Genomic DNA, 14844 nt, shown 5'->3' on the forward strand with positions numbered 1-14844 from the left:
TCAGGCTTTCGGCGGTTTCTTCGTCAGCTGTTTTTCGAATGCCACGTCGAGCTTGCTGATGCGCCTCGGCGTCTGCGGCCCCTGCGCATTGACGAAGGCGACGAACTCGTCGAGCTCCATCGGCGGGCACAGCGGCGGCTGGCCCGGTCCTTCGGTCAGGAAGAAATGGCCGCTGCCGGTGATCGACATCGACCAGCCCTGGTTGCCGCTGCGCAGCTTGAGCCGGTCGACTGCATTGGATGCCCTGGTGGAACGGCTGCTCATAATGCCCTGGTCCTCTCGTTGAGCCACGCGAGCGCCTCGCCCGTCACCAGCGGTGCCAGGCGTTCGCGCACGGTGGCGTGGTAATCGTTCAGCCATGCGATCTCGTCGTCGCGCAGGAGCGCCCGGTCGATGCAACGCGTGTCGATCGGGCATAGCGTAAGTGTCTCGAAGCGCAGGAATTCGCCGAATTCCGTCGTGAGATCAAGCCGGTTCAGCACCAGGTTCTCGATCCGGATGCCCCACTTGCCGGGCCGGTAGATGCCCGGCTCGATCGACGTGATCATGCCCGGTTCCATCGCCGTGTGCGGTTCCGGCATCAGCGACGGCGTGATCGCATGCGGCCCTTCGTGCACGTTCAGGAAGAAGCCCACGCCGTGGCCCGTGCCGTGGCCAAAATCCACGCCGGCCGCCCAGATCGGCGCGCGCGCGATCGCATCGAGCAGCGGCGCCTTGGTGCCGCGCGGGAAGCGGGTGGCGGACAGCGCCATCATCCCCTTCAGCACCAGCGTGAAATCGCGCCGCTGCTCCGCCGTGATGTCGCCCACCGGCACCACGCGCGTGATGTCCGTGGTGCCGCCGGGGTACTGGCCGCCGGAATCGATCAGCAGCAGGCCGTCGCCGGCGATGACGGCGCAACCCTCTTCGGTGGCGCGGTAATGCATGATCGCGCCGTTCGACTGGAACCCCGCGATCGTGCCGAAGCTGGGACTGACGAAGCCGGGCCGGCGCGCCCGTGCGGCTGTAATGTGGCGATCGATGTCGACCTCGTTCAGCGGCACCTCGCCACGGCGTGCCAGCGCGCCCTCCAGCCAGCTGAAGAACTCGCACAGCGCGGCGCCATCCTGTTCCATCGTGGCCCGCACGTGCGCCGCCTCGGCCTCGGTCTTGCGCGACTTGGCGAAGGTGGTCGGGTTGATCGCTTCCACCACTTTCACGTGGCCGGGCACCGCCGCGCGCGTGCCGTGCGTGATGCGACGCGGGTCGAGCAGCAGCACGGTGCCGGGTGCCAGGTCGGCCAGCGCGGTGGCGGCACGCTCGTACGGTGCGACGGTGACGCCGTCCGCCGTGAGCCTCGCCGCCAGCGATGGCTTTATTTTGCCGTCGGCCACGAACAGCGTGGCATGTTCCGGACCGATCAGCGCATGCGATACGAAGACAGGGTTGAAGTTGACATCCGATCCGCGCAGGTTGAACAGCCAGGCGATATCGTCCAGCGTGGAGATCAGGTGCCGGTCGGCGCCCTGCTCCTTCATCGCGGCGTGCACCGCCGCCAGCTTGTCATGGCGCGACGTGGCGGCATACGGCGCAGCGTGTTCGTACACGGGATCGTGCGGCAGGCCCGGGCGATCGCGCCATACTTCATCGAGCAGGTCGATGTCCGTACGCAGCACAACCCCTTTCGCGTCGAGCGCGCCCTGCAGCATCCGGGCGATGGCCAGTCCCAGCACGGTGCCGTCGACGGCCGCCGTCTGCCCCGCCTGCAGCGTGGCGGCCAGCCAGCCCACGTATTCGGTGCTCGCGCCGGACGCGATCTTCATCAGCGCGATGCCGGTGCCGGCCAGTTCCGTTTCGGCCTGCGTCCAGTAGCGGCCGTCGGTCCACACGCCGGCGAAGTCCTGCATGGCGATGAACGTGCCGACCGACCCGGTGAAGCCGGAAAGCCACTCGCGCCCTTTCCAGCGCGGCGGCAGGTATTCGGACAGGTGCGGATCGGACGACGGCACGATGACGGCATCGATGCCGTGGCGGCGCATGGCCTGGCGCAGTGCGGCGAGGCGGTCGGCGATGAGAGTGGCGGCTGTGGTGGTGGACATGGCGGGTATCAGTGGCACACGAAGAAGTACACGTGGCCGAATGATACCGCGCAGCCGCTCATCAGTGCAGCACCTGCGGCGCGGCGTGATGCGTGGTCAGCTGAAAGTCCATATGCGGACGGTCGTGGGTGATGTCGCCGACGGCGCGCACGATGTCGTCCTGCGCCACGTAATGCAGCATGTGGCCGGCATCCTGCACCGAGTGCAACTGGCTTTGCAGCAGTTCGCGGTGCAGCCGCTCGGCGTTGTGGCCGGGGTTGGCGATCTTGTCGCCGGTGCCGGTGAAGATCGTGACGGGCATCGTGATCTCGGCATAGCGATCGCGCAGGTTCGCGGCGGCAGGTACCATCAGTACCGATTCCGCGCTGGAAGCGCGCAACTGCGACGGCCGCAGCGACAGCCACTTCGGCCAGCGCTTGAAGCTCTCGGCGACGGGCTGCGGACTGAACACTTTCTTGACCAGCCCCGACCACAGCAAACGCGAGACCAGCGGTGAAATCGTGAAACGGATCACGTCGCCCAGCACCGGGATGGCGGGGCCTGCCATCAGCGCCACGTCCAGCCGCGGACTCGGGTAGTAATAGCCACCCATCAGCACGAGGCCGTTTACGAGGCCCGGGTTGTCCATGGCCATCGCCAGCGCTACCAGCGTGCCCCAGGAATGGCCCACCACCACGGCCTGGTCGACATGCAACTGCCGCAGTGCCTTGCCCAGCAATGCGGCCTGCTCCGGCGGCGTCCACACCGTGCTGCGCGGGCGGTCGCTGTAGCCGAAGCCGGGGCGATCGAAGGCGATCACCGTATGCTCGCGCGCCAGCATGTCGATCAGGCCGGACAGTTCGAAATCGAGCGACGTGGCGCCATTGCCGTGGAGTAGTACGACGGCGGGACCGGCTCCCCGCCGGACGTAATGGAGCCGCACGCCATCGACGGTGACGAATTCCCCGGTGGGCGGATTTTCCGCCTCGGCCTGCTTCGTCTTGCTTCGTACCACGACGTAGGCGGCCGCCAGCGCAGCTGCCGCTGCCGCCCACGCCGTTTGTTTTTTACTTAGTTGCAACATGAAAAGCTCCTGGATTAACCGTGTCTGCACACAGGCTAAGGCAGGAACCAGATGCCATTTGTTAAGGGACTAACACAGAACAACAATCACTTTCAACGCAATTGCAAGCGCAAACGAGCACGCATTTGCGCGCTATCAAGCATGTGCGTCGAACCGCCGCAGCCCTTCCAGGTCGAGAATCCGGATGCCGCCATAGTCGACGCGCAACAAACCTTCCCGCTCCAGCACCTGCAGCGCCTGGTTGGCACGCTGGCGCGACGCGCCGGACAGCAGCCCCACCTCTTCCTGCGAGATCTGCACCAGCCGCTCGCTGCCGGGATACAGGTGGGTATTGAACAGGGAGGCGAGGCAGCGGGCCACGCGTGTGTCGGGGTCGAGCAGACGTTCGTGCTCGACCATGCCGATGAACTGGCCCAGCCGTTCGTTCAGCTGCATCAGCAGGAAACGGGTAAACGGCAGGCTGCCTTCAAGCAGCCAGTGGAACGTTTCGGCCGGCATGCGGGCGATACGGCTGTCGCGCAGCGCCATCGCATCGTACTTGCGCCGCTCGTCCTTCAGCAGCGACCCTTCGCCGAACCAGCCGCCGGGCGGCACGCCGGTGAAGGTCACGCTCTTGCCGGATGGCGAGAAGTTGTTCATCTTGACCATGCCGGCCACGATGCCCACCCAGTTGTCGACGACTTCTCCCTTGCGGCAGACATAACCGCCCTTCGGCACGAATACTTCGAACGTGGTGGCCTCCACTCGCGCCATCTGTTCGGCCGTCAATGCCTGCGCCCACAGCGCGCCGCGCAATGCTTCGTTCAGGCTGGGAACCTTGTCATTCATTTTGCATCGCACCATCGAAAGTGGGAGTGATTGTCTTCCAAACGACAACCACCAGGGGGCATCGCAGTTATTATCATTGCATAAAAAAGCGCGTCTCAAACACCCTGCTTCAGAATGGGAGACACTGATGGACGCAATACCGGAGACATTCCCCCGCCTGCTCCTCGAGCATGGACGGGTCCGGCCGCACAAGTGCGCGTACCGGGAAAAGACCCTGGGCATCTGGCAGGCGTGGACATGGGCCCAGGTCAACGATGAAGTACGGGCGCTGGCCTGCGGCCTGGCGGCCATCGGCTTCTCGCGCGGCATGAACCTGGCGATCATCGGCGACAACCGGCCCCGCCTGTACTGGGCGATGCTGGCCGCGCAATGCCTCGGCGGCGTGCCCGTGCCGCTGTACCAGGATGCGCCGGCGGCGGACATGGCCTACGTGCTGGAGAACGCCGAGATCCGCTACGCGATCGTGGAAGACCAGGAACAGGTCGACAAGCTCTTCGAACTGAAGCAGGACTATCCCGGCATCGAACACATCGTCTTCGACGACGAGCGCGGCATGCGCCATTATCGCCAGAGCGAACTGATCTCGTATGCCCGGCTGCAGGAAGCGGGCCGTGCATGGGACCTGGCCAATCCCGGCAGCTTCGACGCGGCGCTGGCGGCGGGCCGCGGTGCCGACAACGCGGTCATCCTGTACACCTCCGGCACCACCGGCAAGCCGAAGGGCGTGTGCCAGACCCATGCGGCACTGATCGCCGCGGGCACCGGCGGTACCGGCTTCGAACGCCTGACGGATGCGGAAAACGTGCTGTCCTACCTGCCGATGGCATGGGTCGGCGACTGCCTGTTCTCGTTTGCCCAGGCCCTGGCGGCAGGCTTCACGGTGAACTGCCCGGAATCGTCGGAAACGGTCACGCTCGACCTGCGCGAGATCGGCCCCAGCTATTATTTTGCGCCGCCGCGCGTGTTCGAAGGCATGCTGACGCAGGTGATGATCCGCATGGAAGATGCCGGCGCCATCAAGCGCCGCATGTTCCACTACTTCATGGACGTGGCCCGCCGCGCTGGCGCGGACATCCTCGACGGCCGCCCGGTGCCAACCGCCGACCGGTTGCGCTATGCGCTCGGCAACCTGCTGGTGTATGGCCCGCTGAAGAACGTGCTGGGCCTGTCGCGGGTACGCGTCGCGTACACCGCCGGCGCGGCGATCGGCCCCGACCTGTTCCGCTTCTACCGCTCGATCGGCATCAACCTGAAGCAGTTCTACGGTTCCACCGAAACGTGCGCCTACATCTGCCTGCAGCCCGACGGGCAGATCAAGTTCGACAGCGTGGGCATGGCCGCGCCCGGCGTTGACGTGAAGCTGGCCGACAACGGCGAAGTGCTGGTGCGCTCGCCCACGCTGATGAGCGGCTACTACAAGCGGCCCGATGCCACGCTGGAGGCGATCGATCCGCAAGGCTGGTTCCATACGGGCGATGCCGGCATCTTCGACGCGGACGGCCACCTGAAGATCATCGACCGCGCGGCGGACGTGGGGCGCCTGAACGGTGGCGCGATCTTCGCCCCGAACTATATCGAGAACAAGCTGAAGTTCTTCCCGTTCATCAAGGAGGCGGTCGCGTTCGGCAACGGCCACGATACCGTGTGCGCCTTCCTGAACATCGACATGGAAGCCGTGGGCAACTGGGCCGAACGGCGCAACATCGCCTACTCGGGCTACACGGACCTGGCCGCGCACCCGCAGGTCTATGAGCTGATGGCCGACTGCGTGGAAAAGGTGAACGCCGACCTTGCCGCCGACGCGGCGATGAGCGCCACGCAGGTGCACCGCTTCCTCGTGCTGCACAAGGAGCTCGACCCGGACGACGACGAACTGACCCGCACCCGCAAGGTGCGCCGCAAGTTCATCGCCGAGAAGTACCGCGTGCTGATCGACGCGCTGTACGAAGGCCGCGCGTCGCAATACATCGAAACGCAGGTGAAGTTCGAGGATGGCCGCACCGGCATCGTGTCGGCCGACCTGCGCATTGCCGAAGGCCGCGTCCTGCCGCCCGTGCGGCAAGTGGCGTGATGGGAGAAACCACGATGCTGATGAACGAACCCGATGCCCTGTTCGCCCCGCGCCGCGAAACAGGCCCCGTGATCCTCGACCTGCGCGGCATCTCGCTGTCGTTCGGCGGCGTGAAGGCGCTGACCGACATCTCGTTCGACGTGCGCGAGCACGAGATCCGCGCGATCATCGGTCCGAACGGCGCCGGCAAGAGCTCGATGCTGAACGTGATCAACGGCGTGTACCGCCCGCAGCAGGGCGAGATCGTGTTCCGCGGCCAGCACCGCCGCAACATGGACTGCTACGCGGCCGCCAGGTCGGGCATTGCGCGCACGTTCCAGAACATCGCGCTGTTCAAGGGCATGACGGTGCTCGACAACGTGATGACCGGCCGCAACCTGAAGATGAAATCGAACTTCCTGCTGCAGGCGCTGCATTGGGGACCGGCACGCCGCGAGGAAATCGCGCACCGCCGCAAGGCCGAGGAAGTCATCGACTTCCTCGAGATCCAGCACATCCGCAAGACACCCGTGGGCCGGCTGCCGTATGGCCTGCAGAAACGTGTGGAGCTGGCCCGCGCGCTGGCCGCCGAGCCGGAAATCCTGCTGCTCGATGAACCGATGGCCGGCATGAACGTCGAAGAAAAACAGGACATGTGCCGCTTCATCCTCGATGTGAACGACCAGTTCGGCACGACGATCGTGCTGATCGAGCACGACATGGGGGTGGTGATGGATATCTCGGACCGGGTCGTGGTGCTCGACTACGGTTGCAAGATCGGCGACGGCACGCCGGATGAAGTGCGTGCCAACCCGGAAGTGATCAGGGCCTACCTTGGAGGCGAGTCAGGTGGACATTAATTTCTTCTTCGAAGTCCTGATCGGTGGCCTGCTCTCCGGCGTCATGTATGCGCTGGTCGCGATCGGCTTCGTGCTGATCTACAAGGCTTCCGGCGTGTTCAACTTCGCGCAGGGCGCGATGGTGTTCTTCGCGGCGCTGACCTGCGTGGGCCTGATGGACAAGTTCGGCATGTCGCTGTGGCTGGCGATCCCCTGCACCGTCGTGGCGATGATCCTGCTCGGCATCGCCATCGAGCGCGTGGTGCTGCGCCCGCTGGTGAACCAGCCGGAAATCACGCTGTTCATGGCCACGATCGGCCTGGCCTTCTTCCTCGAAGGGCTGGCGCAGCTGCTGTGGGGTTCGCAGGTGCACCAGTTGCCGCTGCCGATCGAGGATGTGCCGATGCAATGGCTGCTGGACCGCTTCAACATCGTGGTGTCGCAGTTCGACGTGATCGCCGCCGTCATCTGCGGCGTGCTGGTCGCCGCGCTGGCGCTGCTGTTCGCGAAAACCAGGGTCGGCCGCGCATTGCGCGCGGTGGCGGACGATCACCAGGCCGCGCTGGCGGTCGGCATCCCCTTGCAGCGCATCTGGGCCATCCTGTGGGCCGTGGCCGGCGTGGTGGCGCTGGTGGCCGGCCTGCTGTGGGGGGCCCGCAACGGCGTGCAGTTCGCGCTGACGTTCATCGCGCTGAAAGCCTTGCCGGTGCTGATCCTGGGCGGCTTCACGTCGGTGCCGGGCGCCATCGTCGGCGGCCTGATCATCGGTGCGTCCGAAAAGCTGGCCGAGGTCTACATCGGGCCGCTGGTCGGCGGCGGCATCGAGGGCTGGTTCCCCTACGTGCTGGCGCTGCTGTTCCTGCTGGTGCGGCCCGAAGGGCTGTTCGGCGAAAAGATCATCCGGAGGATCTGACATGTTCTACCGCGAAGCCGGGCAGTTCCGCACCACCTACGAGGCCGATGGCCAGATCCTGCCGATCCGGCAGGACCGCATCGCGCTGCTGGCCACGCTGGCCGTGGCGGCGGTGGCCGTGCCGTTCATGGCCTCGCCCTACATGCTGTCGGCGATCCTGATCCCGTTCCTGATCTTCGCGCTGGCCGCGCTGGGGCTGAACATCCTTACCGGCTATGCCGGCCAGCTGTCGCTGGGCACCGCGGCGTTCATGGCCGTGGGCGCGTTCGCGTCGTGGAACTTCGTGGCGCGCGTGCCCGGCATGCCGATGCTGCTGGCGTTCGTGCTGGGTGGCCTGTGCGCGGCGCTGGTGGGCATCGCGTTCGGCCTGCCGTCGTTGCGCATCCGCGGCTTCTACCTGGCCGCCTCCACGCTGGCCACGCAGTTCTTCGTGATCTGGTGCCTGACGAAGATTTCGTGGCTGACGGGTGGCAGCGCCTCCGGCGTGATCACCGCCCAGCGCATCGAGATCATGGGCTACGCGTTCGATACGCCGCAGCGCAAGTATGTGCTGGTGCTGCTGGTGGTGGCGCTGATGGCGCTGCTGGCGAAGAACCTGGTGCGCTCGAACGTGGGCCGCTCGTGGATGGCGGTGCGGGACATGGACGTGGCGGCCGAGGTGATCGGCATCCGCCTCATGCGCACCAAGCTGCTGGCGTTCGCCGTGAGCTCGTTCTACTGCGGCGTGGCCGGTGCGCTGTATGCGTTCGCCTACCTCGGCACGGTGGAACCGGAGGCTTACAGCCTGGACCTGTCGTTCCGCATCCTGTTCATGATCATCATCGGCGGCGTGGGCTCGATCCTCGGCTCGTTCCTGGGCGCCGCGTTCATCGTGCTGCTGCCCGTGTTCCTGAACATCGCCGCGCATGGCCTCGCGCTGCCCACCAGCGTGGCGTCGAACCTGGAGCTGATGGTGTTCGGCGCGCTGATCATCTTCTTCCTGATCGTGGAACCGCACGGCCTGGCACGCCTGTGGCAGATCGGCAAAGAAAAGCTGCGCCTGTGGCCCTTCCCGCATTGATCATCATAAGAACACATCCAAAGGAGACCGTCATGAAGCTGTTGCAATCGATCGTACTGGGCGCCGTGCTCGCCGGCGCCATCGCGCCCGCTTTTGCCCAGGAACAGTTCGTCGCCCTGCCCTCTTACCGGGTGGGGCCGTATGCCTCGGGAGGCTCCGGCTTCTATGGCGGCATCATCGACTATTTTTCGCTCGTCAACGCGGCCGGCGGCATCAACGGCGTGAAGGTCGCGTGGCAGGAATGCGAGACGGAATACAACCCGTCGCGCGGCGTGGAGTGCTACGAGCGGCTGAAAACGCAGCGCGGCGGCGCCACGCTGGTCGAGCCGCTGTCGACCAGCATCGCCTACGGCATCCTCGACCGCATCCCGCAGGACAAGATCCCGATGACGATGCTGGGCTACGGCCGCTCGGATGCGGCCAACGGCAAGGTGTTCCCTTACGTGTTCCCGCTCATTTCGAGCTACTGGAGCCAGGCCGCGGCCATGGTGAAATACCTGGCCGACAAGAACGGCGGCTCGCTGAAGGGCAAGAAGATCGTGCACCTGTACCACGACTCCGCGTTCGGCAAGGAGCCGTTGCCGGTGCTGGAAGCGCTGGCTAAACAGCAGGGCTTCGAACTGGTGAAGATCCCGGTGGCGCCGCCCGGCAGCGAACAGCAGGCGCAGTGGCTGCAGATCCGGCAGGCGCGGCCGGATCACGTAATCCTGTGGGGCTGGGGCGTGATGAACTCGGTGGCGATCAAGACCGCGCAGCGCAACGGCTTCCCGCGCGAGAAGATCCTCGGCGTATGGTGGGCCGGGTCGGAAGAGGATACCGTGCCTTCCGGCGATGCCGCCAAGGGCTACACGGCGATGTCGTTCAACACGCCCGGCAATTATCCCGTAATGGACGAGATCCGCGCGAAGCTGTACAAGACCGGCAAGGGCAACCTTTCCGACCAGGCCCGCATCGGCTCCGTGTACCACATGCGCGGCGTAACCGCCGGCATCCTGTTCGTCGAGGCGATGCGCACCGCGCAGGAAAAGTTCGGCAAGGGCAAACCCGTCACCGGCGAACAGCTGCGCTGGGGCCTGGAACACCTGAACATCGACGCGGCGCGGCAGAAGGCGATCGGTGCCGCCAACATGTTCCCCACGGTGAAGACGAGCTGCGAGGACCATGAAGGTTCCGGCGCCGTGAAGGTGCAGCAATGGGACGGCAAGAAGTGGGTCGCGATCACGCCGAACTGGATCGTGGGCGACCGTGCGCTGGTGAAGAAACTGATCGACGAATCGTCGAACAGGTACGCGGCCGAGAAGAACATCAAGCCGGCCTGCATGCCATGAGCACGCTTTCCGTCAACAACATCGAAGTCATCTACGACCACGTGATCCTGGTGCTGAAAGGCGTGTCGCTGGAGGTGCCGCAAGGGTCCATCGTGGCGCTGCTGGGCGCCAACGGCGCCGGCAAGTCGACCACGCTGAAGACGATCTCCACGCTGCTGCGCGGCGAACGCGGCGACGTGACGAAAGGCGAAGTGCGCTTCAACGGCGAACGCGTGGACCAGCTGACGCCGAACGCGCTGGTGACGCGCGGGCTGGCGCAGGTGATGGAAGGCCGCCACTGCTTCGGCCACCTGACGATCGAGGAAAACCTGCTCACCGGAGCCTACACCCGCAAGCTGTCGCGTGCCGGATTGCGCGAGGCGCTGGAGCGCGTCTACCACTACTTTCCGCGGCTGAAGGAGCGGCGCGGCAGCCAGGCCGGCTACACATCCGGCGGCGAGCAGCAGATGTGCGCGATCGGCCGTGCGCTGATGGCCAAGCCCACGATGATCCTGCTGGACGAGCCGTCGATGGGCATCGCGCCCCAGGTCGTCGAGGAGATCTTCGGCATCGTCAAGGATCTCAACACGAACGAAGGCGTGTCGTTCCTGCTGGCCGAGCAGAACACGATGGTGGCGCTGCGCTATGCGGACTTCGGCTACATCCTCGAGAACGGCCGCGTGGTGATGGAAGGCGCCGCGCGGGAGCTGGCCGCCAACGAGGATGTGAAGGAGTTCTACCTCGGTATGTCCGGCGCGGGCCGGCGCAGTTTCCGCGAGCAGAAATTCTATCGCCGGCGGAAGCGGTGGCTGTCATGAGGTGGCTGCAATGAATCTGGCCAAGGCGAAAAAACTGTGCGCCGGGCTGCCCGGCGCCACGCAGGATGTCAAATGGGGTTCGAGCCTGGTGTTTTCCGTCGGCGGCAGGATGTTCGCCGCGACCGACGACGATGCGAAGGCGAAGCGGATCACCTTCAAGGTCGACGACGACGCCTTCCTGGCGTTGACGGACCGGCCCGGCATCGTTCCCGCGCCATACCTGGCGCGGGCGAAATGGGTGCAGATCGACGACCTGAAGGCGGTGTCGGACGAGGAAGCGGACGTGCTGCTCAGGCGCGCCCATGAAATCATCTTCGGCAAACTGACGAAGAAGCTGCAGAAGGAAATTTCGGAAGGCGGCGCATGAATACGGAAACCCTCGACCATCTCGAAACGCGCGACCCCGGTGAACGGGAACGCGATCTGATGCGGCGGCTGCCGGCCCTGGTGGCGCAGGCGCAATCGGCTCCCGGCTGGGCGCGCATCCTGCACGGCGTGGACGCGGCCGCCATCGATCACCGCGCGGCATTGGCGCAGCTGCCCGTCACGCGCAAGGCGCAGCTGAAGGATCTGCAGCAGCACGATCTGCCGTTCGGCGGGCTGACCGCCACGCCGCCGCGCGCGCTGTCGCGCATCTGCATGTCGCCCGGCCCGATCTTCGATGCCGAGGGGCACGCGGCCGACTGGTGGCGTTTCGCGCGGCCGATGTATGCGGCCGGCGTGCGGGCCGGCGGCCTGCTGCAGAACTGTTTTTCGTATCACTTCACGCCAGCCGCGTTCATGGTGGAAAGCGGCGCGGCGCGCATCGGCTGCACGGTGATCCCGGCCGGCAGCGGCCAGACGGAACTGCAGGTGCAGGCCATGGCGGCGCTCAGGCCCGACACCTACGTGGGCACGCCGTCGTTCCTCAAGCTCATCCTGGAAAAGGCGCAGGAGACGGGCGCGGACGTGTCGAGCGTACGGCACGCGCTGCTGTCGGCCGAGGCGCTGCCCGATTCGCTGCGCAAGTGGTTCGTCGAGCACGGCGTGCCCCATGTGTGCCAGGCGTATGCGTCGGCCGATGCCGGCAACATTGCGTATGAAACGCGCACCGGCGGCGCGCTCAATCCCGGCATGGTGCTGGACGAAGAGGTGATCCTCGAGATCGTCAGGCCCGGCTCGGGCGAGCCGGTCGCACCCGGCGAGGTGGGCGAGGTGGTGCTCACCGTGTTCAATCCCGACTATCCGCTGATCCGCTTCGCCACCGGCGATCTTTCCGCGCTGCTCACCGATGCGGTGCCGTCGCCATGCGGCCGTACCAATGCGCGCATCCGAGGCTGGCTGGGGCGCGCGGACCAGACGACGAAAGTGCGGGCGATGTTCGTGCATCCGTCGCAGGTGCACGAGATCGCGCGGCGGCACGGGCTCGGCAGGACGCGCCTGGTGGTTACCGGCACCACCGCCGACGAAACGATGACGCTGCAGTGCGAGAGTGACGATCCGGCAACTGCCGGCGACGGCGCCGCGATCGTCGCCACGCTGCGCGACGTGACGAAGCTGCGCGGCGAAGTGCTTTTCGTGCAACGCGGCAGCCTGCCGAACGACGGCAAGGTGATCGACGACCGCCGCAGCTATGACTGAGCCGTGGCCGATACGCTGTCGCACGACAGCCAGTACCGTTGAATCGGGGCCGGACAACCGCATCGTTATCGCGGATAATTGGCGCACTTTTCAACTGCAACTTTCCACGTCATGCAAGAATTTCATCATCAACGGGCCCGCGCCCTGCTCGACAACGCCGAGGAAATCTTTACCGCCCAGCAGGTGTCCGACGCCGTGCGCCAGGTGGCCGACGACCTGAACGCGCGCTTCAGCCAGCTCGAGGAATTCCCCCTCGTGCTGGGCGTAATGGGCGGCGCCGTCGTCTTCACCGGCAACCTGCTGCCGCAGCTCACCTTCCCGCTCGAGTTCGATTACATCCACGTGAGCCGCTACGGCGATGCGGACCGCGGCGGCGAGGTCGTGTGGAAAGTGGTGCCCCGCTCGAACGTCGAGGGCCGCACGGTGCTGGTCGTCGACGACATCCTCGACGAAGGCGAAACGCTGGCCCACGTGAAGCAGCGCCTGCTGGACATGGGCGCGAAGGAAGTCGTCCTGGTCGTGTTTGCCGACAAGGCGATCGGCAAGGCCAAGCCGGTGAAACCCGACCTGGTGGGCCTGGTGATCCCGAACCGCTTCGTGGTCGGCTACGGCATGGACGCGTACAACTACTGGCGCAATCTGCCGGGCCTGTGGGCGATCAACAACACCGACCTGTCGAGCTGATTTTTCCCCCGGCCGCGGTCAGGTCGGCCGTGGCTGCAACACCTCGTCCACCAGGCCGTACTCGACGGCCTGGCGGGCCGACATGAAGTTGTCGCGGTCCGAATCGCGCGCCACCCGCGCCAGTTCCTGCCCGGTGCGCTCGGCGAAGATGCGGTTCAGCCGCTCGCGCAGGTGCAGCACCTCCCTTGCCTGGATTTCCACATCGGCCGCCGTGCCCTGCGAACCGCCGCTGGGCTGGTGGATCATGATCCGGGCGTTCGGCAGCGCATAGCGCTTGCCCTTCTCCCCCGCCGCCAGCAGGAAAGCGCCCATGCTCGCCGCGAAGCCGGTGCAGATCGTGGCCACTGCCGGCCTGATGAACTGCATCGTGTCGTAGACCGCCAGGCCCGCATAGACGGAACCGCCCGGCGAGTTGATGTACAGTGAAATCTCCTTGTCCGGATTTTCCGATTCCAGGAACAGCAGTTGCGCGACGACGAGATTGGCCGATTCGTCGGTCACGGGGCCGACGATGAAGACGATGCGTTCGCGCAGCAGGCGCGAATAGATGTCGTAGGCCCGCTCGGCGCGGCCGGTGTTTTCGATGACGGTGGGGATCATGTGCATGGCGGCTCCTCGATGGTGGGTGTGACCGCTTGACGCCGCGCGGGCCCGCGGCGTGACGAATTTATTTTCTTCGGCCGTTGTCACGTTCTTGCAGTCTCCCGCGTCATGGGGGCGAGGAGGAAAAGATGAGCCAATCCATCGATGTATTCGAAGCGTCGCGCCGGCGCCTGTTGTCGATCGCCTACCGGATGCTGGGCAGCATGGCCGAGGCGGAAGACGTGGTGCAGGACACGTGGCTGCGCTGGCATGCGGCCGATCCGGGCATGCTGCAGACGCCTGTCGCCTGGCTGACGACCGTGGCGACACGCCTGGCGATCGACCGGCTGCGCCGCGCGAAACGGGAGAGCGCGTTGCCGGAACCGTGGTTGCTCGACGATCAGCCATCCGGGGAGGATGAGGTGGAACGGCTGTGCGAGCTGTCGTATGGCGTGCTGCTGATGCTGCAGCGGCTTTCGCCGGACGAGCGCGCGGCCCTGCTGCTGCACGAGGTGTTCGACGTGCCGCACCAGGAAGTGGGCCGCATCCTCGGGTTGAAGACGGAACATTCGCGCCAGCTCGTGCGCCGCGCAAAGGCACGCGTGCAGGCCGGGCCTGCCCGGCGCGGCGCCAGCGCGGACAGTGCCCGGCTGGCCCACGCGTTCGTGGAGGCGATCCGGCGGCACGACGAGGATGCGGTGGTGCGGCTGGTGCAGGGTCTCGACGTGATCGGCCTTGCCGGCGATGTCGCGCCGCAGGCACTGGCCGCGACCGGCACGGCGGCACGGCTGCAATGCGTCAACGGCGGCTGGGGCGTGGCGGTGCTGCGCTACGGCCGCGTCGATGTGCTGCTGAGCCTGGATGGCGGCACGCTGTATGCCGTGCGGCCCCGCGTGCTGGCGGTGGCGTGATCCCTTGATCGGGGCGGCAAGGTCTCCCACCTAAGACCAATGGGCACCGGGGGTTGTCTGGCATACCATTTTTCGCGCAGATCAACCCCAT

Annotated in this window: 15 protein-coding genes; 10 read left to right on the top strand and 5 right to left on the bottom strand. The window is 65.9% G+C overall.

The genetic code is table 11. The features are described from left to right. The 4 genes from GJV26_RS12995 to GJV26_RS13010 form a co-directional block, all read right to left on the bottom strand. Nucleotides 1-264 carry a hypothetical protein gene (locus GJV26_RS12995; protein WP_155709173.1) on the bottom strand — a complete coding sequence of 88 codons (264 nt, stop codon included), beginning with the start codon at nucleotides 262-264 and terminating at the stop codon, nucleotides 1-3. Further along, on the bottom strand, nucleotides 261-2078 hold the full coding sequence (locus tag GJV26_RS13000; RefSeq protein WP_155709174.1) for an aminopeptidase P family protein: 1818 nt from the start codon (nucleotides 2076-2078) through the stop codon (nucleotides 261-263). The genes GJV26_RS12995 and GJV26_RS13000 overlap by 4 nt, the downstream gene beginning before the upstream one ends. A 61-nt stretch (nucleotides 2079-2139) precedes the next feature. Then, nucleotides 2140-3141, bottom strand: coding sequence for an alpha/beta fold hydrolase (locus tag GJV26_RS13005; RefSeq protein ID WP_155709175.1), 1002 nt, complete (start codon nucleotides 3139-3141; stop codon nucleotides 2140-2142). 135 nt (nucleotides 3142-3276) lie between these two features. Next, nucleotides 3277-3969, bottom strand: a complete 693-nt coding sequence (locus tag GJV26_RS13010; protein WP_155709176.1) for a Crp/Fnr family transcriptional regulator — start codon at nucleotides 3967-3969, stop codon at nucleotides 3277-3279. 127 nt (nucleotides 3970-4096) lie between these two features. Between GJV26_RS13010 and GJV26_RS13015 the strand changes: the two genes are divergently transcribed. The 9 genes from GJV26_RS13015 (at nucleotide 4097) to GJV26_RS13055 (ending at nucleotide 13260) form a co-directional block, all read left to right on the top strand. Continuing rightward, a complete protein-coding gene (locus GJV26_RS13015; protein WP_155709177.1) occupies nucleotides 4097-6040 on the top strand; it encodes an AMP-binding protein in 1944 nt (647 codons plus the stop codon). A gap of 14 nt (nucleotides 6041-6054) precedes the next feature. Further along, complete coding sequence (locus GJV26_RS13020; protein ID WP_229419280.1) at nucleotides 6055-6879, top strand: ABC transporter ATP-binding protein; 825 nt, start codon at nucleotides 6055-6057, stop codon at nucleotides 6877-6879. Beyond that, nucleotides 6875-7771 (top strand): branched-chain amino acid ABC transporter permease, encoded by an 897-nt coding sequence (locus GJV26_RS13025; RefSeq protein WP_189441750.1) that lies wholly within the window; start codon nucleotides 6875-6877, stop codon nucleotides 7769-7771. The genes GJV26_RS13020 and GJV26_RS13025 overlap by 5 nt, the downstream gene beginning before the upstream one ends. Before the next feature lies 1 nt (nucleotide 7772). Then, a complete protein-coding gene (locus tag GJV26_RS13030; protein ID WP_155709178.1) occupies nucleotides 7773-8831 on the top strand; it encodes a branched-chain amino acid ABC transporter permease in 1059 nt (352 codons plus the stop codon). Nucleotides 8832-8863: 32 nt separating this feature from the next. Further along, nucleotides 8864-10159, top strand: coding sequence for an ABC transporter substrate-binding protein (locus GJV26_RS13035; protein WP_155709179.1), 1296 nt, complete (start codon nucleotides 8864-8866; stop codon nucleotides 10157-10159). Continuing rightward, entirely contained in the window at nucleotides 10156-10956 is an 801-nt protein-coding gene (locus GJV26_RS13040) for an ABC transporter ATP-binding protein (RefSeq protein WP_155709180.1), read from the top strand. Before GJV26_RS13035 ends, GJV26_RS13040 begins: the two co-directional genes overlap by 4 nt. A 10-nt stretch (nucleotides 10957-10966) precedes the next feature. Further along, nucleotides 10967-11323 carry an MmcQ/YjbR family DNA-binding protein gene (locus tag GJV26_RS13045; protein ID WP_155709181.1) on the top strand — a complete coding sequence of 119 codons (357 nt, stop codon included), beginning with the start codon at nucleotides 10967-10969 and terminating at the stop codon, nucleotides 11321-11323. After that, on the top strand, nucleotides 11320-12576 hold the full coding sequence (locus GJV26_RS13050; protein WP_155709182.1) for a phenylacetate--CoA ligase family protein: 1257 nt from the start codon (nucleotides 11320-11322) through the stop codon (nucleotides 12574-12576). Before GJV26_RS13045 ends, GJV26_RS13050 begins: the two co-directional genes overlap by 4 nt. Before the next feature lie 111 nt (nucleotides 12577-12687). Further along, a complete protein-coding gene (locus GJV26_RS13055) occupies nucleotides 12688-13260 on the top strand; it encodes a hypoxanthine-guanine phosphoribosyltransferase (RefSeq protein WP_155709183.1) in 573 nt (190 codons plus the stop codon). Nucleotides 13261-13278: 18 nt separating this feature from the next. On the opposite strand, the gene clpP is transcribed toward GJV26_RS13055, so the two are convergent. Further along, a complete protein-coding gene (gene clpP / locus GJV26_RS13060) occupies nucleotides 13279-13866 on the bottom strand; it encodes an ATP-dependent Clp endopeptidase proteolytic subunit ClpP (RefSeq protein ID WP_155709184.1) in 588 nt (195 codons plus the stop codon). Between the two features lie 125 nt (nucleotides 13867-13991). Here clpP and GJV26_RS13065 point away from each other — a divergent pair, with 125 nt between their 5' ends. Further along, nucleotides 13992-14753, top strand: coding sequence for a sigma-70 family RNA polymerase sigma factor (locus tag GJV26_RS13065; RefSeq protein WP_155709185.1), 762 nt, complete (start codon nucleotides 13992-13994; stop codon nucleotides 14751-14753). Nucleotides 14754-14844: the final 91 nt, after the last annotated feature.

Source organism: Pseudoduganella dura, assembly GCF_009727155.1.
Classification (GTDB): Bacteria; Pseudomonadota; Gammaproteobacteria; order Burkholderiales; family Burkholderiaceae_D; genus Rugamonas; species Rugamonas dura.